This is a genomic window from Jeotgalibacillus proteolyticus, from assembly GCF_002926065.1.
Lineage (GTDB): Bacteria > Bacillota > Bacilli > Bacillales > Jeotgalibacillaceae > Jeotgalibacillus > Jeotgalibacillus proteolyticus.
In genome coordinates, this window is sequence record NZ_PREZ01000010.1 from 1 (window position 1) to 21209 (window position 21209).

The 21209-nt window shown below is 43.8% G+C and carries 23 protein-coding genes and 2 other annotated features; of the genes, 22 read left to right on the forward strand and 1 reads right to left on the reverse strand.

The window, feature by feature from the left end; all coding sequences use genetic code 11:
• Nucleotides 1–363: 363 nt before the first annotated feature.
• Nucleotides 364–1428, reverse strand: coding sequence for an NAD(P)H-dependent flavin oxidoreductase (locus tag C4B60_RS19830; protein WP_104059708.1), 1065 nt, complete (start codon nt 1426–1428; stop codon nt 364–366).
• Nucleotides 1429–1653: 225 nt separating this feature from the next.
• Here C4B60_RS19830 and C4B60_RS19835 point away from each other — a divergent pair, with 225 nt between their 5' ends.
• From C4B60_RS19835 to rplJ, 22 genes are all read left to right on the forward strand, one after another.
• Nucleotides 1654–2115, forward strand: coding sequence for a CtsR family transcriptional regulator (locus C4B60_RS19835; RefSeq protein ID WP_104059709.1), 462 nt, complete (start codon nt 1654–1656; stop codon nt 2113–2115).
• 14 nt (nt 2116–2129) lie between these two features.
• Nucleotides 2130–2681: a protein-arginine kinase activator protein McsA gene (gene mcsA / locus C4B60_RS19840; protein WP_104059710.1), complete on the forward strand. Its 552-nt coding sequence runs from the start codon at nt 2130–2132 to the stop codon at nt 2679–2681.
• The gene (gene mcsB / locus C4B60_RS19845; RefSeq protein WP_104059711.1) at nt 2678–3757 is read left to right on the forward strand and encodes a protein-arginine kinase McsB; all 1080 of its coding nucleotides are present in this window, start codon (nt 2678–2680) and stop codon (nt 3755–3757) included. The genes mcsA and mcsB overlap by 4 nt, the downstream gene beginning before the upstream one ends.
• On the forward strand, nt 3754–6198 hold the full coding sequence (clpC, locus tag C4B60_RS19850) for an ATP-dependent protease ATP-binding subunit ClpC (RefSeq protein WP_104059712.1): 2445 nt from the start codon (nt 3754–3756) through the stop codon (nt 6196–6198). Before mcsB ends, clpC begins: the two co-directional genes overlap by 4 nt.
• Nucleotides 6199–6282: 84 nt before the next feature.
• On the forward strand, nt 6283–7659 hold the full coding sequence (radA, locus tag C4B60_RS19855) for a DNA repair protein RadA (protein ID WP_104059713.1): 1377 nt from the start codon (nt 6283–6285) through the stop codon (nt 7657–7659).
• A gap of 3 nt (nt 7660–7662) precedes the next feature.
• Nucleotides 7663–8733, forward strand: coding sequence for a DNA integrity scanning diadenylate cyclase DisA (disA, locus tag C4B60_RS19860; RefSeq protein WP_104059714.1), 1071 nt, complete (start codon nt 7663–7665; stop codon nt 8731–8733).
• 202 nt (nt 8734–8935) lie between these two features.
• Nucleotides 8936–10039 (forward strand): PIN/TRAM domain-containing protein, encoded by a 1104-nt coding sequence (locus tag C4B60_RS19865; RefSeq protein WP_104059715.1) that lies wholly within the window; start codon nt 8936–8938, stop codon nt 10037–10039.
• Between the two features lie 23 nt (nt 10040–10062).
• Nucleotides 10063–10752 (forward strand): 2-C-methyl-D-erythritol 4-phosphate cytidylyltransferase, encoded by a 690-nt coding sequence (gene ispD / locus C4B60_RS19870; protein WP_104059716.1) that lies wholly within the window; start codon nt 10063–10065, stop codon nt 10750–10752.
• 41 nt (nt 10753–10793) lie between these two features.
• Nucleotides 10794–11273 (forward strand): 2-C-methyl-D-erythritol 2,4-cyclodiphosphate synthase, encoded by a 480-nt coding sequence (gene ispF / locus C4B60_RS19875; RefSeq protein WP_104059717.1) that lies wholly within the window; start codon nt 10794–10796, stop codon nt 11271–11273.
• A 27-nt stretch (nt 11274–11300) separates the two neighbouring features.
• On the forward strand, nt 11301–12758 hold the full coding sequence (gltX, locus tag C4B60_RS19880; protein WP_104059718.1) for a glutamate--tRNA ligase: 1458 nt from the start codon (nt 11301–11303) through the stop codon (nt 12756–12758).
• A 78-nt stretch (nt 12759–12836) separates the two neighbouring features.
• Nucleotides 12837–13051 (forward strand) — a binding site (T-box leader).
• A gap of 87 nt (nt 13052–13138) precedes the next feature.
• A complete protein-coding gene (cysE, locus tag C4B60_RS19885; RefSeq protein ID WP_104059719.1) occupies nt 13139–13804 on the forward strand; it encodes a serine O-acetyltransferase in 666 nt (221 codons plus the stop codon).
• On the forward strand, nt 13785–15185 hold the full coding sequence (cysS, locus tag C4B60_RS19890; RefSeq protein ID WP_104059720.1) for a cysteine--tRNA ligase: 1401 nt from the start codon (nt 13785–13787) through the stop codon (nt 15183–15185). Before cysE ends, cysS begins: the two co-directional genes overlap by 20 nt.
• 3 nt (nt 15186–15188) lie before the next feature.
• Nucleotides 15189–15617, forward strand: a complete 429-nt coding sequence (locus C4B60_RS19895; protein WP_104059721.1) for a Mini-ribonuclease 3 — start codon at nt 15189–15191, stop codon at nt 15615–15617.
• The gene (gene rlmB, locus C4B60_RS19900; RefSeq protein ID WP_104059722.1) at nt 15614–16357 is read left to right on the forward strand and encodes a 23S rRNA (guanosine(2251)-2'-O)-methyltransferase RlmB; all 744 of its coding nucleotides are present in this window, start codon (nt 15614–15616) and stop codon (nt 16355–16357) included. Before C4B60_RS19895 ends, rlmB begins: the two co-directional genes overlap by 4 nt.
• Before the next feature lie 5 nt (nt 16358–16362).
• Nucleotides 16363–16875, forward strand: a complete 513-nt coding sequence (locus C4B60_RS19905) for an NYN domain-containing protein (RefSeq protein WP_104059723.1) — start codon at nt 16363–16365, stop codon at nt 16873–16875.
• 90 nt (nt 16876–16965) lie between these two features.
• Nucleotides 16966–17601 carry an RNA polymerase sporulation sigma factor SigH gene (gene sigH, locus C4B60_RS19910; RefSeq protein WP_104059790.1) on the forward strand — a complete coding sequence of 212 codons (636 nt, stop codon included), beginning with the start codon at nt 16966–16968 and terminating at the stop codon, nt 17599–17601.
• A gap of 160 nt (nt 17602–17761) precedes the next feature.
• Nucleotides 17762–17911 carry a 50S ribosomal protein L33 gene (rpmG, locus tag C4B60_RS19915; RefSeq protein WP_104059791.1) on the forward strand — a complete coding sequence of 50 codons (150 nt, stop codon included), beginning with the start codon at nt 17762–17764 and terminating at the stop codon, nt 17909–17911.
• 71 nt (nt 17912–17982) lie between these two features.
• On the forward strand, nt 17983–18162 hold the full coding sequence (gene secE, locus C4B60_RS19920) for a preprotein translocase subunit SecE (RefSeq protein ID WP_104059724.1): 180 nt from the start codon (nt 17983–17985) through the stop codon (nt 18160–18162).
• A gap of 295 nt (nt 18163–18457) precedes the next feature.
• A complete protein-coding gene (gene nusG / locus C4B60_RS19925) occupies nt 18458–18991 on the forward strand; it encodes a transcription termination/antitermination protein NusG (protein ID WP_104059725.1) in 534 nt (177 codons plus the stop codon).
• Nucleotides 18992–19160: 169 nt separating this feature from the next.
• Nucleotides 19161–19586, forward strand: a complete 426-nt coding sequence (gene rplK / locus C4B60_RS19930) for a 50S ribosomal protein L11 (protein WP_167578717.1) — start codon at nt 19161–19163, stop codon at nt 19584–19586.
• Between the two features lie 110 nt (nt 19587–19696).
• Entirely contained in the window at nt 19697–20395 is a 699-nt protein-coding gene (gene rplA, locus C4B60_RS19935; protein ID WP_104059727.1) for a 50S ribosomal protein L1, read from the forward strand.
• Between the two features lie 59 nt (nt 20396–20454).
• Nucleotides 20455–20598 (forward strand) — a sequence feature (ribosomal protein L10 leader region).
• Nucleotides 20599–20642: 44 nt separating this feature from the next.
• Nucleotides 20643–21143: a 50S ribosomal protein L10 gene (gene rplJ, locus C4B60_RS19940; RefSeq protein WP_104059728.1), complete on the forward strand. Its 501-nt coding sequence runs from the start codon at nt 20643–20645 to the stop codon at nt 21141–21143.
• The last annotated feature ends 66 nt before the right edge of the window (nt 21144–21209 follow it).

Sequence of the window (21209 nt, forward strand, 5' to 3'; positions counted from 1 at the left end):
AGCGAGGGTTTCGAGACACGAGAAGGTCGAGGACGTGAGTGAGGGAGGACCGGAGCGTGCAGCTCACGTGAGGATCCGAGTGAGCGAAGCGGACGAAGAGATTCGACGTGTATCGGAAGCCGCAGCCAGCGCAGATGGTCGTTGGGGGTCCCCCTGTGAGAGTAGGACGTCGCTAGGCACTCAAAACCATTCCCTGTTGGGGAATGGTTTTTTTGTTTGGGTAAAAAACACTTTAGAATCAATCCGCTTAAAAAACAAAAACTCCATTAACTTTATAAGCTTTTTTTAGCAATGTTTTTATCAAAAAAGATCTTAATCAATACTCTTAAGAACGTTTGTGTTTTTCTAATCTTACTGCTTACCTCACAACAATCCACGCACCTCTTCAGCCTCCTTAATAAGTGACTGAATCAACTCTTCAACACTCTGGTCTTTTGCAAGCATCGGGCTTTGTCCGGACCATAGAGACATAAAGTCTGTAGAATTACGGGCGGAGGATGCACTTCGAATTCCTTTTGTCAGGGCATTTTGTATGGGGAAGGCAGGAAGCTCTGATTGTCTGCTTTTCGTTTTGGCTATGAATTCGTTTTGGATGCCTCTTGCCCATTTTCCGGAGAATGCTTTTGTCATGACCGTTTTGTCTTCTGTTGCAGTTAGGATTGCTTTTTTGTGCAGGTCGTGAGCCCCGCTTTCCTTGCAGGTTAAAAAGGCGGTGCCCATTTGAACAGCAGCAGCTCCTAGACAGCGCGCTGCCAGGGCTCCACGTGCGTCCATAATGCCGCCTGCAGCGATGACGGGGATTGTGACCTGATTAACTGTCTGTGGAATGAATGACATGAGCCCAATTGAGCTTTCTTCAGCATCATGGAGGAAATTTCCTCGATGCCCTCCGGCTTCACTTCCCTGCAAGACGACCATGTCCAACCCGGCTTTTTCTGCTTCAATCGCTTCTTTAACCGTAGTAGCTGTCCCGATTAAGATGGTGTTCTTTTCCTTAAAACGCTCAATTACTGCTTTAGCAGGCAGACCAAAGGTAAAGGAGCAAATGGGAACCTCTTCTTTAAGGATGATCTCAATTATAGCCTCATAGGTTTCCTGTTCCTTTTCAAAGGTGGGAATTTCCGTTGCAATGTCTTCTTCGGTAAAGGGCTTAAGAATTTCTTTTGCTGTTTGAATTTGTTTTAAATCTGCTGAAAAAGGGCGGGGGACAAAAACGTTGATTCCAAAGGGTCTTGTGGTCTGCTTTTTTATCTCCCGGATTTGCTTTCTAACGCTGTCCGGCTTCATGTAGCCTGCTCCAATCATGGCGAGCGCACCACTGCTTGCGACAGACGTTATAAGTTCTGTTGTAGTTATCCCGCCAGCCATAGGCGCCTGGATGATTGGATAACGGATGCCCAGCTTCTTTATTGCTTCATTAACCCACACGAACTCCACCTCTATTTTAAGATCGTTTTATATTTATGCTACCATAATTACCTATTTTAAATAGAGAAAACAGAAATTTACATCGTGTAACAGGGATAAAGTGATGACAAAAAAATTTAGCGCAATGACAGGAATAATGCGATATTCATTATTTGCAATAAGAAAATAGAGTGGTGTATAATTTAAGTCAAAGATAGTCAAAGTCAAATAAAGGGGGTGTGAGCAGTGAAAAACATTTCCGACGTAATTGAAAAATACCTTAAGCAGGTTTTAGAGGGCAATGAAAGTGAAATAGTGGAGATAAAGAGAAGTGAAATTGCCGATAAATTTCAATGTGTCCCATCGCAAATAAATTATGTCATTAAAACCCGTTTCACGATCGAAAGGGGATATGTGGTAGAAAGTAAACGCGGCGGTGGAGGTTACATTCGGATTATAAAGGTAAAAAGTCACGACCATTCACATTTAATTGATCAGCTGTTAGCGCTTCTTCAAACGCATCTGACACAGGCTGCTGGGGAAGATGTTGTTTATCGTTTGCTTAATGAAGAATGCATTTCAAAAAGAGAGGCAAAGCTTATGCTGAGTGCGATGGAACGTACCACCTTAAACATGCCCCTGCCGCTTCGAGATGAGGTTCGCTCGCGTATTTTAACAGCAATGCTTGTAGCGCTGAAATATAAATAAATGAGGTGAGTAGGATGGTTTGTCAGGAATGCCAGGAACGTCCGGCAGCAATACATTTTACAAAGACGGTGAATGGGGAGAAAACAGAGGTTCACTTATGTGAGGTCTGTGCACAGGATAAAGGAAAGGGATTGTTATCTAATGCAGCAAATGCCTTTTCCTTCAATAATCTGCTGTCAGGCTTATTAAATATATCACCAGTGGTTCAACAGACAAATCAGGCACAGCAGCAGTCGGAAAAGGAAGCATTGCGCTGTAAAAAATGCCAGCTTACCTTTTCTAAATTTCTAAAGCTTGGGAAGTTCGGCTGTCCTGAATGCTATACATCCTTTAAAAGTGAGCTTCCTCCCATTTTGAAACGTCTCCACAGTGGAAACACTGTTCATCAAGGGAAGCTTCCGGGACGTGAGGGAGGATTAATTCAGGTTAAACGCAAGATCAGTGAACTGCGGGAAGATCTGAAGGAATTAATTAACAATGAAGAGTTTGAAAAGGCGGCTTCCGTGCGTGATGAGATCCGCTCGCTTGAAAATGAAATGAATAATGAGGGAGGTGCGCAGTCATGACGCTTGAACGATTTTTAACAAAAGCCGTTACTTCCTGGATGAATGAAGAGGGGCCGAATTCAGAAATTGTTTTGTCCACTCGCATTCGTCTCGCCCGGAACAGCAGACATCATACTTTCCCAACCTTATTCACTGACGAAGAAGCAGAAGAGGTTTTAACTAAAACAAAAGAAGCGATGAAAGGGCAGTTTGATTCTCTGGAATTGCTTCAAATGAAGGATCTGCAGGATTTGCAAAAGCGGGTGCTCGTTGAAAAGCATCTGATCAGCCCAAATCTTGCTGAGGATACAGCAGGAGCAGCTGTTTTTCTTTCAGAAAATGAAGATATTAGCATAATGGTAAATGAAGAGGACCATCTTCGAATACAATGTCTATATCCTGGCCTTCAATTAAAAGAGGCGCTGAAAAAAGCCAACGAGCTTGATGATAAGATTGAAGAAAAATTTGATTATGCGTTTGATGAAGAAGCAGGATATTTGACGACATGTCCGACAAATGTCGGCACCGGCTTGCGTGCTTCTGTTATGATGCACCTGCCAGGACTTATGATGACGAATCAAATGAACAGAATAATTCCTGCAATCGGACAATTTGGTCTGGTTGTTAGAGGAATTTACGGTGAGGGCAGCGAAGCATTAGGTAACATCTTTCAAATTTCTAATCAGACGACTCTTGGAAAAGCTGAAGAAGATATTGTTGAGGATCTGCTTCGCGTCGTTCATCAGATTATCGCCCAGGAAAAATCAGCACGTGAGGCATTGGTGCAGACATCAGGCATTCAGCTTGAAGACCGGGTTTTCCGTTCATATGGTGTCTTGCGCTACAGCCGCATCATCGAATCTAAGGAAGCGGCGAAATGTCTGTCAGATGTGCGTTTAGGTATTGATTTAGGGTATATAAAGGATGTACCGCGAACGATTTTAAATGAATTAATGATTCTTACTCAGCCAGGCTTTCTTCAGCAGTATGCAGGAGAGGGTTTGAAGCCCTTTGAGCGTGATCTGCGAAGAGCCTCATTGATACGTGAGAGATTGGAAATGGATGATTCACAGCTAAAAGGAGGAACAGACCTATGATGTTTGGACGGTTTACGGAAAGAGCTCAGAAGGTATTGGCGCTAGCACAGGAAGAGGCAATTCGTCTTTCCCATTCAAATATTGGCACGGAACATATTTTGCTTGGTCTTGTACGCGAAGGAGAAGGCATCGCAGCCAAGGCATTAAAAAGCTTAAATTTAAGCACGGATAAAATTCAGGAAGAGGTTGAAGAACTGATCGGAAAAGGAACAGAGCAATCTCCGAGTGTTCACTACACGCCTCGTGCAAAAAAAGTGATCGAGCTATCTATGGATGAAGCCCGTAAGCTGGGACACTCCTATGTAGGTACTGAGCATATTCTTCTTGGGCTAATTCGTGAAGGAGAAGGCGTAGCGGCCCGTGTATTGAATAATCTTGGCGTCAGCTTAAATAAAGCCCGCCAGCAGGTGCTCCAGCTGCTGGGCAGCAACGAGGCAAGCGGAAGTCAGGGAGGCTCTAATGCCAATGCAAACACGCCTACTCTTGACGGCCTTGCGCGCGACCTGACCGTGATTGCACGCGAGGGAAGCTTAGACCCTGTTATTGGACGGAGCAAGGAAATTCAGCGTGTTATTGAAGTCCTTAGCCGTCGTACAAAGAACAACCCGGTTTTAATTGGAGAGCCAGGTGTAGGGAAAACAGCGATTGCTGAAGGGTTAGCCCAGCAGATTGTTCAAAATGAAGTGCCAGAAATTCTTCGCGACAAGCGCGTGATGACACTGGATATGGGAACGGTTGTTGCAGGAACAAAATACCGCGGTGAATTTGAGGACCGCTTGAAAAAGGTCATGGATGAAATCCGTCAGGCAGGAAATATCATTTTATTCATCGATGAGCTTCATACGCTGATTGGTGCTGGCGGAGCAGAGGGTGCAATTGATGCATCGAACATTTTGAAGCCTTCTCTTGCCCGCGGCGAGCTTCAATGTATTGGTGCTACAACACTTGATGAGTACCGCAAATACATTGAAAAGGATGCTGCTCTTGAGCGCCGGTTCCAGCCAATTCAGGTGGATGAGCCGACAGCAGAGGAATCAGTCCAGATTTTAAAAGGTCTTCGCGACCGCTATGAGGCGCATCACCGCGTATCGATCACGGATGCAGCCATTGATGCAGCAGTAAAACTTTCAGACCGCTATATATCTGACCGTTTTCTTCCGGATAAGGCCATTGACTTAATTGATGAGGCAGGCTCTAAAGTGCGTCTTCGCTCATATACAACGCCTCCTAATTTAAAAGAGCTTGAAGCGAAATTAGAAGGAATCCGTAAAGAGAAGGATGCAGCTGTTCAAAGCCAGGAATTTGAAAAGGCAGCTTCATTAAGAGACTCTGAGCAAAAAACAAAAGAAAAGCTCGATGAAACGAAAAAAGTGTGGAAAGAAAAACAGGGGCAGGAAAATACAGAAGTGACGGTTGAGGATATTGCGCACGTCGTCTCTACCTGGACTGGAGTACCTGTATCACGCCTTGCAGAAACCGAAACACAAAAACTTCTAAAATTAGAAGATACGCTTCATAACCGTGTAATCGGTCAAAGTGATGCTGTAACGGCTATCTCTAAAGCTGTACGCCGTGCGCGTGCCGGTCTGAAGGATCCTAAGCGTCCAATCGGTTCATTTATTTTCTTAGGACCAACTGGCGTAGGGAAAACGGAGCTTGCACGAGCACTTGCAGAATCAATGTTCGGCGATGAGGACGCGATGATTCGAATTGATATGTCAGAGTACATGGAGAAGCATTCGACCTCAAGACTTGTCGGCTCGCCTCCAGGCTATGTCGGTTACGAAGAAGGCGGTCAGCTTACTGAAAAGGTACGCCGCAAGCCATACTCTGTTGTGCTTTTGGATGAAATTGAAAAAGCTCACCCGGATGTATTTAATATCCTGCTCCAGGTGCTTGAAGACGGCCGTTTGACTGATTCAAAAGGACGCACGGTCGATTTCCGGAATGTCGTTTTGATTATGACGTCAAACGTAGGGGCAAGTGCACTTAAAAACAATAAAAATGTTGGCTTTAATGTGCAGGATTCCAAACAGGAGTATAAGGACATGAAAGGAAAAGTGCTTGAAGAGCTGAAGCGCGCATTCCGTCCTGAATTCCTGAACCGTATTGATGAAACGATTGTGTTCCACTCACTTGAGAAGGATCACTTAAAAGAAATTGTTACGCTAATGGCTAATGAGCTGGTGAAGCGTTTGAAAGAACAGGATATTGATCTTTCGATTACAGAAGCTGCAAAAGAAAAAATTGCTAATGAAGGCTTTGATCCGGAGTACGGCGCAAGACCGCTCCGCCGGGCCATTCAAAAGCATGTAGAGGATCGTTTGTCAGAAGAGCTGCTTAAAGGCAATGTGCTTTCCGGCTATGCGATCGAAATTGATACAGAAGACAATGAATTTACTGTAAAACGTAAAGAAGAAGCAGGCTCAGCAACAAAGTAAAGAGCCAAACCAGATGCAATTTCTTTGGGTGCACGTGTGCTGCGTTACACGTGCACCATTTTTTATAAGGAGCTGAAACAACGCGTGGCCAAAAAGAAAACCAAGTTCATGTGCCAGTCCTGTGGCTATGAATCGGCTAAATGGATGGGAAAATGTCCGGGCTGCGGTGAATGGAACACCATGGTCGAGGATGTTGCCATAACAGGAAAGCAACCCAGAAAGTCTTTTACTCATACGCCGGAAGGAAGCTCAGTAAAAGCGACTCCGCTCGTTTCTGTCGAGTCCATTCAGGAGCCGAGAGTAAAAACAAAAATCAACGAATTAAATCGAGTGCTTGGAGGAGGCGTCGTTCCGGGCTCATTGATATTAATTGGTGGAGATCCGGGGATCGGAAAATCGACCCTGCTGCTTCAGGTATCCTCGCAGTTAGCTGAAACGAAAAATAAAGTACTCTATATTTCAGGTGAGGAATCCGTTAAGCAGACGAAGCTTCGCTCTGATCGATTAAATGTGACATCAGAAGATTTATATGTTTACGCTGAAACGAATTTAGAATCCATTCATCAATCCATCGAACAATTATCCCCTGATTTTGTAGTAATTGATTCAATTCAAACCGTCTATCATCCTGAAGTCACATCCGCTCCAGGAAGTGTTACACAGGTGCGTGAATGTACAGCAGAGCTGATGCGCATTGCAAAAATGAAAAATATCGCGATTTTCATCGTCGGGCACGTAACAAAAGAAGGCTCGATAGCAGGTCCAAGAATTTTAGAACATATGGTTGATACTGTACTGTATTTCGAAGGAGAGCGTCATCATACGTATCGAATCCTTCGTGCAGTAAAAAACAGGTTTGGCTCCACCAATGAGATGGGCATCTTTGAAATGAAGGAAACAGGGCTTGAAGAAGTGCTGAACCCTTCAGAAATTTTTCTAGAAGAGCGTTCACAGGGCGCTGCAGGCTCCACCGTTGTTGCTTCAATGGAAGGAACCCGCCCGGTGCTTGTTGAAATACAGGCGCTTGTAACGCCAACCAGCTTTAATAATCCCCGCCGTATGGCAACAGGAGTGGACCAAAGCAGGGTTTCACTTTTAATGGCAGTGCTTGAAAAGCGTTCCGGGCTCTTGCTTCAGCAGCAGGATGCTTATTTAAAGGTTGCCGGAGGCGTAAGGCTGGATGAACCGGCAATTGATTTAGCGGTATCGCTGAGCATCGCATCAAGCTTTCGCGATAAGCCGTCCAATCCGTTTGACTGTATTATCGGAGAGGTTGGCTTGACCGGGGAAGTGCGCAGGGTCTCGCGTATTGAGCAGCGGGTCCAGGAGGCGGCAAAGCTCGGCTTTAAGCGGATTATTGTTCCCGCCAATAATATTGGAGGGTGGAAGTTCCCTGAGGATATTCAGGTGATCGGTGTTTCTGACGTAAATGAAGCATTGAAGAAAGTATTGGGGGACTAGCACATGGAGGAAAAAAAGAAAACAGAGCGGGCAGTAGATATCGTTCAGCTTGTAGCACCTGGAACCCCCATAAGAGAAGGGCTGGAAAATGTCCTCCGGGCAAATACAGGCGGTTTGATTGTCGTTGGATATAACGACAAAATGAAGGCGATTGTAGACGGAGGCTTTCAAATCAATTGCCCGTTTTCTCCCACCTATTTATATGAGCTTGCAAAGATGGACGGAGCCATTATTTTAAACGAAAACGGAAGTAAAATCCTAATTGCCAACGCCCAGCTTGCTCCAAGCCCGATGATCCCATCCTCTGAAACGGGGATGAGACACCGGACCGCTGAGCGGGTAGCAAGAGAGACAGACGGCCTGGTCATCGCAATTTCCCAGCGTCGAAATATCATTACCCTCTATAAAGGCACCTTCCGCTATGCACTAAGGGAAATTTCCGTTATTTTAGCGAAGGCTAATCAGGCGGTTCAAACACTTGAAAAATACCGGGTCGTACTTGATCAGAGCATCTCGCATTTGACTCTACTTGAATTTGAGGAAATGGTTACATTTGGAGATGTGCTGCAGGTCCTGCACCGCTGTGAAATGGTTCTTCGCATTAAAAATGAGCTTTTTATTTATTTATATGAGCTTGGGACAGAAGGACGGCTTGTCCATCTGCAAATGCACGAGCTGCTTGCTGATATGGAGGAAGAAGTAACCCTGATCATTCGTGATTATGCCAAGGAGAGGCAAATTAAGCCATTTGAGCTTCTTCAGCGGTTTCAGAAAATGATCACTTCAGAGGTACTGGAGGACTCGGCGCTTCTAAAGCTGCTGGGCCATAGTATTTACGTTCCTTTGGAGGATGCTATAGAACCAAGGGGCTACCGTGTACTGAACAAAATCCCGCGTCTGCCTATCGCTATTATCGAAAATTTAATAAATGAATTTAGTGATCTAAATCAAATGGTGAAGGCATCTGTCAATGCACTGGATGATGTTGAAGGCATAGGGGAAGTAAGGGCCAGAAAGATTAAAGACGGGCTTCGCTTTATAAAGGAGCAATCCATTGCTGACAACCAGCTGTAATAAAAATAGTTTGTCTGTTTTGTAGATTTATGGTATGATATGTCGTTTTGAATAAATTGACATTCTAAAGATGAACGTGCTACCCTTTTCACAAGAGTGACGGTGTAAAATAAACGAAAAGTACTATAATTGTAATAAATAGCGCATAATATGAGGTTTGAAATGATGAAAATGGTAAATAATGAAACAAGGAGGTGAAGGAATGTTAAGAAGAATTGTACAATCCTGTTTTTTAATTATAGGCGGTACCCTTGGTGTTATTTTAATCCCGGACCTAGTCCTCGGACCTTTAAATTGGGATAATGGACTTATTAATAATCCTTACGTAACTGCGATTTTAGGAGCTATTATCTTTTATTTCTTATTTTTTTGGCTTATTGATTACGTAGTAGGTTTCCTCAAGTGGTTCGAAGATCGACTGGTAAAAGCCCCTGTAACAGACCTTTTATTTGGGACGGTAGGACTTATTATCGGGCTGATTGTCGCATTTTTGATTGGTGTAGCGATTAACGAGATTCAAATTCCCGGTGTAAATACAGTAGCGCCGATTCTATTAACATTAATTTTAGGTTATATGGGCTTTCAGGTAGGATTTACCAAAAGGGATGAGCTGATCCAGCTTTTTACCCGCCAAAATTCTACTAACAAAAATGCTCAGGATGCAAATGCTGTCGATCTGCAGGATCAGCCTGTATTTAAGAGACATAAAATTCTTGATACAAGTGTCATTATTGATGGAAGAATTGCCGATATTTGCCAGACAGGCTTTTTAGACGGCGAGATTGTCATTCCTCAATTTGTGCTGGGTGAGCTTCAGCATATTGCCGATTCCTCCGATGCATTAAAAAGAAACAGAGGCCGCCGAGGTCTGGATATTTTAAAACGCATTCAACGTGATATTCCAATACAGGTAACCATTTATGAGGGCGATTTTGAAGAAATTCATGAGGTTGACAGCAAGCTTGTTAAGCTGGCAAAGGTTCTGAATGGCATCGTTGTAACAAATGATTTTAATTTAAATAAAGTTTGTGATCTGCAGGATGTGCAGGTGTTAAATATTAACGATCTTGCCAATGCAGTTAAGCCGGTTGTTTTACCTGGTGAAGAGCTTCATGTCCAAATGATTAAAGATGGAAAAGAACAAAATCAGGGCATCGCCTATTTAGATGATGGTACGATGATTGTTGTAGAAGATGGGAAAAATTTTATTGGCAAGCATATCGATGTGATCGTCACAAGCGTGCTGCAAACCTCAGCAGGCCGAATGATTTTTGCCAAGCCCAAAGCATATGAAAAAGCACTATAGCCCCGTGAACAGGAGTTAATCGAATGAAATATGAAGTGGTGATTCCAGCAGCAGGACAAGGAAAACGAATGGGAGCAGGTCGCAACAAGCTCTTTATTGAAGTAGACAATAAACCGATTATTGTCCACACCTTACTGGTTTTTGAACAAGACCCCTTGTGCCAGGGAATTCTGCTTGCCATCAATCCGGATGATCGAAGTGAGCTTACGGGTTTGTTAAAAGCTTATCAAATTAAGAAGGTTACTGCGCTTGTCGACGGAGGCAGGGAGCGCCAGCAGAGCGTTCATAATGCCCTGAAGCAGGCGCAGGCTTCCATTGTGATGGTGCATGACGGCGCCAGACCATTTATTCAGCAGCCGACCATTTTAGAGCTGGCCCAGCAGGCGCATAAAATGGGAGGGGCTGTTGCGGCAGTACCTGTGAAGGATACAATTAAAAAGATTCGTGATGGCTTCGTAGAAGAAACGATAGAACGTGCCAGCTTGTGGTTAATCCAGACACCACAGGCTTTTCGTCTTTCTATTATTATGAAAGCCTACGAAGAAGCCCAAAAGGCAGGGTTTGAAGGTACAGATGACGCTTCTCTGGTGGAACATATAGGTGAAAAAGTTCAGGTTGTCGAAGCAGATTATGATAATATAAAGCTGACGACAAAGGAAGATTTAATTTTTGCTGAAGCTATTCTCGCAAAAAGACGAAAATACGGGCAATGACCGTAAAATAAAAAATCCTTAAGCAGGAAAGGAGGAAGGTTATGTTCCGCATTGGACAGGGATTCGATGTTCATCAGTTAACAGAAGGCCGCCCATTAATTCTTGGAGGCATTACCATTCCCTATGAAAAAGGCCTTCTTGGCCATTCTGACGCTGATGTTCTTCTTCACGTAGTAGCGGATGCAGCACTTGGGGCCATTGGGGCAGGGGATATCGGCAAGCATTTCCCTGACACGGATCCGGCCTTTAAAGGAGCAGATTCCGGCCAGCTTCTTGAGCATGTATGGGAGCTTGTAAAAAAAGAAGGCTATGAACTTGGAAATATAGACTGTACAATTATTGCCCAAAAGCCTAAAATGGCACCATATATAGAAGAAATGAGAGAGCGGATTGCATCACTTTTAGAAGCAGAGCCCGCTCAGGTTAATGTGAAGGCGACGACAACTGAAAAGCTTGGTTTTACCGGCCGCGGTGAAGGAATCGCCGCACAGGCAACCATTTTACTTCAAACGAGTGAATAAAAGCAGTCAAACTATAGGAGGATTACAATGGCAGCAGAAGTTCGTGTGCGCTATGCACCAAGTCCAACCGGACACCTACATATAGGGAACGCACGTACAGCCCTATTTAATTATTTATTTGCAAGAAATCAAGGCGGTAAATTTATTATCCGTATAGAGGATACAGATCAAAAGCGTAATATTGAGGGTGGAGAGCAGTCTCAGTTGAACCATCTGAAATGGCTTGGAATTGACTGGGATGAAAGCATTGATATTGGTGGAGAATACGGACCGTACCGTCAGTCTGAACGGAACGATTTGTATGCGGAGCATTATAATGAGCTTCTTGAAAAAGGACTTGCGTATAAGTGCTACTGTACTTCAGAGGAGCTTGAGGCAGAGCGGGAAGCCCAGGTTGCCCGCAGTGAAATGCCGCGATACAGCGGCAAATGCCGTAACCTTACAGATGACGAACGGGCTGCACTTGAAGCAGAAGGCCGCGAGCCAAGCATCCGTTTTGCAGTGCCTGCAGGGAAAACCTATACCTTTAACGACATGGTAAAAGACGATGTTTCATTTGAAAGTGACGGCATTGGCGATTTTGTTATTGTGAAGAAGGATGGAATTCCAACCTACAATTTTGCAGTAGCGGTCGATGATCATTTCATGAAAATCTCTCATGTTCTGCGCGGGGATGACCATATTTCAAATACACCGAAGCAGATGATGATCTTTGAAGCATTCGGCTGGGAAACGCCCGTTTTTGGCCATATGACGTTAATTGTGAACGAAAGCCGCAAGAAACTAAGCAAGCGGGATGAATCGATTATTCAATTTATCGAGCAGTATGAAGGGCTTGGCTATCAGCCGGATGCATTATTTAACTTTATTGCCCTGCTTGGCTGGTCTCCAAAGGGAGAAGAGGAGATTTTCTCGAAAGAGCAGTTTATTGAGATCTTTGATCCTGAGCGTCTGTCCAAATCACCTGCTGTGTTTGATACACAAAAGCTGATCTGGATGAATAACCAATACCTTAAAAATCTGGACCTTGATGAAGTCGTGAAGCTTGCAGTCCCTCACCTTGAGCAGGCAGGAAGAATTTCAACCGACCGTTCTGCAGAAGAAGACGAATGGGTGCGGAGCCTTGTCGCTTTGTATCAGGAACAGATGAGCTTTGGAGCGGAAATTGTCGAGCTTTCTGAGCTGTTTTTCAAAGAAGAGATTGCCTATGACGAAGAAGCAAGTGCAGTGCTCGCAGAAGAACAGGTACCTGAGGTAATGACAGAGTTCCACAAACAGCTTTCTGATTTAGAGGTATTTGAAGCAGCTGAAATTAAAAAAGCGATTAAAGCTGTTCAAAAGCAAACCGGGCATAAAGGGAAAAAACTTTTCATGCCGATCCGCGTAGCTGTAACCGGCCAGACACATGGTCCTGAGCTGCCAAATGCGATCGAAGTATTAGGCAAGGAACGCGTGCTTGCCCGCATAAGCAAACTTTCGAATTAACATTTTTATAAAAATAGTATATAGTATGATAACAGGTTTATAAAAAAGGCTTTAAGCCGATAATTTTAGTAATATATTTCTAAAGCATAGATGAGGAAAAGTAAAAAAAGGACACCAAGAAGAGAGAACCATCACCGGCTGAAAGTGGTTCAGGCTACTCCTTTTTTGAAGTGCCCCTCAGAGTCTTTTGCCGAATTTACAGTAGGCAGAAGCGGTCAGGCCGTTATTTCTGATTAAGTGGGGAGCAGATCGATGCTTCAAACAGAGTGGAACCGCGCATAAGCGTCTCTGTCTATTGACAGAGGCGCTTTTTCTGTTTAAAAAAGTCAACGTTTCCGATAAGGTAAGTCGGATTTAGACCTGAATAAGGGGGGAATTACATGTTTAAACGAATAAAAGAAGATATTGATACTGTATTCGACCAGGACCCTGCAGCACGTTCTGCAATAGAAGTGATCTTAACCTACTCAGGCCTTCATGCGATATGGGGTTATCGAATTGCGCATGTCTTTTACCGTCGGAAAATGTATTTTATTGCCCGGGTAATATCTCAGATTGCCCGATTTTTCACCGGCATTGAAATCCACCCGGCAGCAAGGATCGGCAGGCGATTCTTCATCGACCACGGCATGGGAGTAGTCATTGGTGAAACCTGCGAGATTGGAAATAATGTAACTGTTTTTCAGGGAGTAACCCTTGGCGGAACCGGTAAGGAAAAAGGGAAACGGCACCCTACACTTGAGGACAATGTGCTTATTGCTACAGGAGCGAAGGTGTTAGGTTCAATTGTCATAGGGGAAAATTCTAAGGTGGGAGCGGGATCGGTCGTCCTTCATAATGTGCCGGCTAACTCAACCGTTGTGGGCATTCCGGGAAAAGTGGTTGTGCGAAACGGTGTCAGATGCAGGCGCGATTTAGACCATCAGGATATGCCAGACCCGATTATGGATCGTATCCGTCACCTTGAAACCGAGCTTGCGTTTGTGCAGGATCAGCTTAAGAAAGAACGAGAGAGGAGCTCTGTAAATGAGCATTCAACTTTATAATACGGTTACAAGAAATAAAGAATTATTTACACCGATAGAAGAAGGAAAGGTCTCCATGTATGTGTGCGGTCCGACCGTATATAACTATATTCATATCGGGAACGCAAGACCGCCAATTGTTTTTGACACGGTTCGCAGACATCTGGAATATAGAGGATATGATGTAAAGTATGTGTCGAATTTTACTGATGTGGATGATAAATTAATCCGCGCAGCTAACGAGCTCGGTGAGGACGTACCGACCGTTGCCGAACGTTTTATCGAGGCGTTTTTTAATGACGTAGAGGCCCTTGGCTGCAAAAGAGGAACGGAGCACCCTCGCGTAACAGAAAACATTGACCTGATTATTGAATTTATCGAAGCGCTTATCGAAAAAGGGTATGCCTATGAATCAGCGGGAGATGTGTATTACAGAACCCGAAAATTCAAGGATTACGGCAAGCTTTCTCATCAGTCCATCGATGAACTGAGAATAGGGGCCAGAATTGAATCAGATGAGCGAAAAGACGATGAGCTTGATTTTGTTTTATGGAAAGCGGCAAAAGAAGGAGAAATTTCCTGGGAAAGTCCATGGGGTAATGGGCGTCCAGGCTGGCATATCGAATGCTCGGCAATGGCGAGAAAATACCTCGGCGATACGATTGATATTCATGCGGGCGGCCAGGACCTGGCTTTTCCTCACCATGAAAATGAGATTGCTCAATCAGAAGCCCTGACAGGGAAATCCTTTGCAAACTATTGGATGCACAACGGGTACATTAATATAGACAACGAGAAGATGTCAAAATCGCTCGGAAATTTTGTTCTTGTAAACGACATATTAAAACAACATGATCCCCAGGTTTTGCGTTTCTTTATGCTGTCTGTTCATTATCGTCATCCGATAAACTACAATCTGGATTTGTTAAATGCGGCAAAATCAGGACTTGAACGAATTCGTACATCCTATGATAATTTGCTGCACCGCAAACAAAGCAGTGCAGAGCTGACAGATTCGAACGGTGAATGGCTAAAGGTAATCCAGAAAAACAAGGATGCATTTGGTGAGGCGATGGATGATGACTTTAACACAGCCAATGCCATATCCGTACTTTTTGAGCTTTCCAGCCAGGCGAATCTTTATCTTAGAGAGAAAAATACGTCAGGGGAAGTCATTGATGCCTTCACTGCTGCCTTCGATGAGCTTGCTGCTGTGCTTGGCCTATCCATAGCGAAGCAAAAGGAGCTGCTTGATGAGGACATTGAAGCGCTCATTCAAAAACGCGAGCAGGCGAGAAAAGACCGTGACTTCAAAACGGCTGATGCCATTCGCGACCAGCTGAAAGAGCAGAATATCCTGCTTGAAGATACAGCTCAGGGTATTCGCTGGAGAAGAGGGTAATACATGACTGAAGACAATAACTATACGCTTGACCCGAAGCAATTAAATGCCCTTGCCTTAGCTTATATGGGAGATGCGGTCTATGAGCAGTATGTCAGACACCATCTCCTCTTGCAGGGGACGGTAAGACCGAACTTTCTGCAAAAAGCGTCGATTCAATATGTATCGGCAAAAGGCCAGAGCTACACGCTCAAGGTGCTTTCACAGGATCATTTTTTTACAGAAACAGAAGAAGCTATTATCCGCCGGGGCAGAAACGCAAAATCAGGAACTGTGCCGAAAAATGTAGATGTTCAAACCTACCGTTACAGCACCGCATTCGAAGCGTTAATCGGCTTTTTATATTTAACCAAACAGGAAAAACGCTTAGAGGAAATTGTGATGCGCTCAATTTCCATCATGATGGACAAGCAGAGAGGAGAATCAACATGAGCCAGGAATTTATTGGAGGCAAAAACCCCGTAATTGAAGCGTTAAAAGCCGGACGTGAAATTAATAAGGTCTGGATTGCCGAAGGCTCTCAAAAAGGACAAATGCAGCAGGTTATCCATTTGGCAAAGGAAGCGGGGATCCTGGTTCAGTTTGTTCCAAAGAAAAAGATCGACCAGATGCTTGAGGGTCAGCATCAGGGAGTGGTCGCTTCCGTTGCAGCCTATCAATATGCTGAGGTAGACGATATGATCGCTTTGGCAAAAAGCAGAAATGAAGATCCTTTTATTCTCATTTTGGATGAACTGGAGGATCCGCATAACCTAGGATCGATTATGCGTACGGCCGATGCAGTCGGCGTTCACGGGATCATCATTCCAAAAAGACGTGCTGTCGGCCTGACAGCAACAGTTGCAAAAGCATCAACAGGAGCCATCGAGCATGTGCCGGTAGCCAGGGTCACCAATCTTGCCCGCACCATTGATGACTTAAAGGAGCTTGGCCTTTGGATTGCCGGAACTGATGCAAAAGGGAGCGAGGATTATCGACGCTTTGATGGCACCATGCCGCTAGGTCTTGTAATCGGCAGCGAAGGAAAAGGAATGGGCCGCCTGATCAGGGAGAAATGCGATTTTCTTATCCACCTTCCAATGACAGGGCATGTCACCTCACTGAATGCTTCCGTTGCAGCGAGCATTTTGATGTATGAAATCTATCGGAAACGCTATCCGTTAGAAGGCTGACACCCATGAAAAATGTTCTTCTCGTCGATGGTTATAATATCATCGGAGCCTGGCCGGAGCTTACTGAATTAAAATACCATAATCTCGCTGCAGCCCGGGACCGGCTGGTTGAAATGATGGCCGAGTACCAGGGGTATACCGGCTATCGGGTCATTATCGTTTTCGATGCACAGTTTGTTCAGGGTATCGCTAAAAAGCACCGCTCTTATAATCTGGATATTTTTTTTACAAAGGAAAATGAAACAGCTGATGAACGGATTGAAAAGCTTGCGATTGAACTAAATGATATAAAAACTCAGGTGATTGTAGCGACGAGTGATTTTACCGAGCAGCGGGTTATTTTTGCCCAGGGAGCACTCAGAAAGTCTGCGAGAGAATTATTAATTGAGATGAATCAAATCGAAAAAAAGATTGCTAAAAGAGTTAATAAAATCAAGGGAGAGCAGCCTGTATCCAAAATCCCTCTCAGTGAAGAAGTTGCCGAAATTTTCGAAAAATGGAGACGGGGCGACAAATGAGTGGTTGACGCTTTAAAAAAACCTGCTGTATAATATTTCTATCTATTTGTTTAGAGCGTCGGGGGGATCCATTTGAACGGATACAAGCGGATATCGATAGAGCGGGAAACATTTCACGTACTGGAAGATGATCAGATTATTGAACTGGTTCACAATGGGAATACAGAAGCGCTTGATTATTTAATTAACAAATACCGAAATTTTGTAAGAGCAAAAGCAAGGTCCTATTTTTTAATTGGTGCCGATAAAGAAGACATCATCCAAGAAGGCATGATTGGCTTGTATAAATCCATTCGGGACTACAAAGAAGAAAAGCTTACCTCTTTTAAAGCCTTTGCAGAGCTTTGCATCACCCGTCAAATTATCACAGCAATTAAAACCGCTACTCGCCAAAAGCATATTCCTCTTAACTCTTATATTTCGCTTGATAAACCAATTTACGATGAAGAGTCGGACCGGACCCTTATGGACGTTATTTCCGGAGCTAAGCCGACAGATCCGGAAGCATTAATTATTCATAGAGAAGAATTCAGCAAGATTGAAGACAAGATGGCTGAGCTGCTCAGTGATCTCGAAAGACAGGTTCTATCACTCTATCTGGATGGCCAGTCCTATCAGGAAATTTCAGTAGAACTGGATCGTCATGTGAAGTCGATTGATAATGCACTTCAGCGTGTAAAACGTAAGCTTGAACGCTATTTAGAAGCACGGGAGCTGACGTTTTAGTCAGAAGGCTTATTGACAGAGGACTGTCAAGATGGTACGTTTTAATGTGTTGGCAAATGAGAGACTAAAAGCAGTTTGTCCGGCTGAAAATGCTGCTGCGTTCTGTAAATCTCCATCTGCTATTATGGTAATGAACTACTTCCTAAAAGGAATGAAAATCGTGAGTAAAAAAGTAACGCTGGCTTGTTCAACTTGCGGTTCACGGAATTACGCTGTGCCTCAAGGGAAGGACAGGCAGTCTGATAGATTTGAAATTAAGAAGTTTTGTCGCCACTGCAATGCCCACACATCGCATAAACAAACGATCTGATGCGGGCAGGTCCGCTTGCTGTTTTAGGGAAACGGACTACTGAAATAACACTGGTTGGAGGGTACATCAGCATGGGTAAAATTAGCAACTTTTTTCGTAACGTTTCCTCTGAAATGCGCAAGGTCAGCTGGCCAAAGCGGAAAGAGCTAACGAAATATACGATTACAGTTATCTCAACTGTTATTTTTGTCGCTTTGTTTTTTACGCTAATTGATCAAGGTATTTCTGCTATTATTGATTGGATTTTATAATGTTATAGGAATTCTCTTCGTATAGAGGGCGGATTTCGTGTACAATAGTAAGAGAAATGCAGAAGCCCGTTTAACGGGTTTTTTCATTGGGCAAAAATAGAGCTAAACTAAAAAGTTTGTCTAATTTATTTATAGAGGTGTGTTTGCGGCAGCGATGCGCCAGCTGTATCATCTGATTAAAGATAGTGGTTTAGGAGGACTGGCTCCTCGAGGTTTTAAGTCGCTCCGATGCGCCTTAAACTTGTCGGAGCTGAACGAGCCACCTGCACTTTTAAATTTAAGGAGGGAAAATGGTTTGGAGAAGAATTGGTATGTTGTTCATACGTATTCCGGTTATGAAAATAAAGTTAAGATGAATTTAGAGAAACGTGTTGAATCAATGGGAATGTCCGATAAGATTTTCCGCGTTGTGATTCCTGAAGAGGAAGAGACCGAGATTAAAGATGGCAAAGCGAAAACAGTGAAGCGTAAAACGTTCCCTGGCTATGTGCTGGTTGAAATCGTTATGACGGATGATTCCTGGTATGTGGTTCGTAATACACCAGGAGTGACCGGTTTCGTTGGTTCATCAGGCGGAGGCTCAAAGCCTACACCGCTGCTTCCTGAAGAGGTAACCCAGCTTCTTAAGAGCATGGGTATGCAGGAGCGTACGGTTGAGGTTGACTTTGAAGTCGGTGAGGGTGTAACGGTAAATGAAGGTCCATTTGCGAACTTTGCCGGTGTCATTGAGGGCATTGATACGGCTAAAGGAAAAGTAAAAGTTCTGGTAAATATGTTTGGCCGTGAAACCCCGGTTGAGCTCGACTTTACTCAAATCAATAAAATATAATTAGAAACATCTTGAATTCTGATTCCAAAGGTGGTAACATCTTTTAAGTCAGTATGTCTCAATAGAGAGACTGAACTAACATTTACATTCTTTATATAAAGAATTGGATTATTGAGTGGGAGGGTATACAACCCTATTACCACATCACGGACTTAAGGAGGTGTGTCTCGTGGCTAAAAAAGTTATCAAAATGGTAAAGCTTCAAATCCCAGCTGGGAAAGCTAATCCAGCTCCGCCGGTAGGTCCTGCATTGGGTCAGGCTGGTGTCAACATCATGGGATTCTGTAAAGAGTTCAATGCTCGTACAGCTGATCAAGCTGGTCTTATTATCCCTGTTGAAATCACGGTTTTTGAAGACCGTTCATTTACATTCATCACTAAAACTCCCCCTGCTGCCGTTCTTCTTAAGAAAGCAGCTGGTATCGAGTCAGGTTCAGGTGAACCTAACCGCAACAAAGTAGCGACTGTCAAACGTGACAAGGTGCGTGAAATCGCGGAAACAAAAATGCCTGACCTAAACGCAGCTGATGTTGAATCAGCGATGCGCATGGTTGAAGGTACGGCTCGCAGCATGGGTATTACGATTGAAGATTAATTGATGCATGTCTTGGACGAGGTTGCGAAGCTGAAAAGGTTTTTTTCACTCGCAACCTTTATTCGTGGGAGGTTATTCCGCTAAAACCACAATCGAGGAGGAAACATGAAATGGCTAAAAAAGGTAAAAAGTACGTTGAAGCAGCTAAGCTTGTAGACCGTACAACAAATTATGGTGTCACTGAAGCAATCGAGCTTGCGAAAAAAACAAGCGTTGTGAATTTTGATGCAACAGTAGAGGTAGCATTCCGTCTTGGAATCGATACTCGTAAAAACGATCAGCAAATCCGTGGAGCAGTAGTTCTTCCAAACGGAACAGGTAAAACGCAAAGTGTTCTTGTTTTCGCTAAAGGCGAAAAAGCAAAAGAAGCTGAAGCTGCAGGAGCTGACTTTGTTGGCGAAGGCGACCTTGTTCAAAAAATTCAGGGCGGCTGGTTTGATTTTGACGTAATCGTTGCTACACCTGACATGATGGGTGAAGTTGGTAAGCTTGGACGTGTCCTTGGACCAAAAGGCTTAATGCCAAACCCGAAAACAGGCACTGTAACATTTGATGTTGACAAGGCTGTTAAAGAAATCAAGGCTGGTAAAGTGGAATACCGCGCTGAAAAAGCTGGTATCATCCATGTTCCAATCGGAAAAGTTTCTTTTGAAACAGAAAAGCTTGTTGAAAACTTCAACACAATCTTTGATACAGTACAAAAAGCTAAGCCTGCTTCATCTAAGGGAACTTACATGAAGTCTGTAGCTGTAACTTCTACAATGGGTCCTGGAATCAAGATCGACGCATCTTCCGTTTCCACTAAATAATAAATTTAAAATAATATTGACACAGCGCTTTTAATCTGCTAAGATTTGAAACGTTGTGTAAGTATATAACATTTGTACCGTAGACAGTAGGTGTCCTTTAGGGGACTTAATTTCCTGCCGAGGTCATGACGATAAAGAATTCTTTTATTGAAATGATATGCCTCAATGTCTGCATCGGACATTGGGGCTTTTTGAATGATCGAACGGTATAAATGACGCTCCAGATAAATCAACAGGAGGTGTTAAGATGAGCAGCATTATCGAGCAAAAGAAACAACTCGTAACTGAAATCCAGGAAAAGCTACAAGGAAGTGTATCAACAGTCGTTGTAGATTACCGTGGACTTTCTGTTGCAGAAGTAACTGAGCTACGTAAGTCACTTCGTGAAGCCGGTGTTGAATTCAAGGTTTACAAGAACTCAATGACGCGCAGAGCGGCTGAAGCGGCTGGTCTTGAAGGGTTAAATGAAAATCTTACTGGACCAAACGCAATTGCATTCTCTACTGAGGATGTAGTAGCACCAGCGAAAATCATTAACGAATTCGCAAAGAAACACGAAGCGCTTGAAATCAAAGCGGGTGTCATGGAAGGTAATATCATTTCTGTTGAAGAAGTTAAAGCACTTGCTGAGCTTCCATCACGTGAAGGTCTTCTTTCTATGCTTCTTAGCGTACTTCAAGCACCAATTCGCGGATTTGCCGTTGCAACTAAAGCAGTTGCAGACCAAAAAGAAGAACAGGGCGCTTAATTTAAAGCTCCTGCAAGCCGGATGAGAAATCATCTAAAAACAAAACTAAACATCCACTAAGGAGGA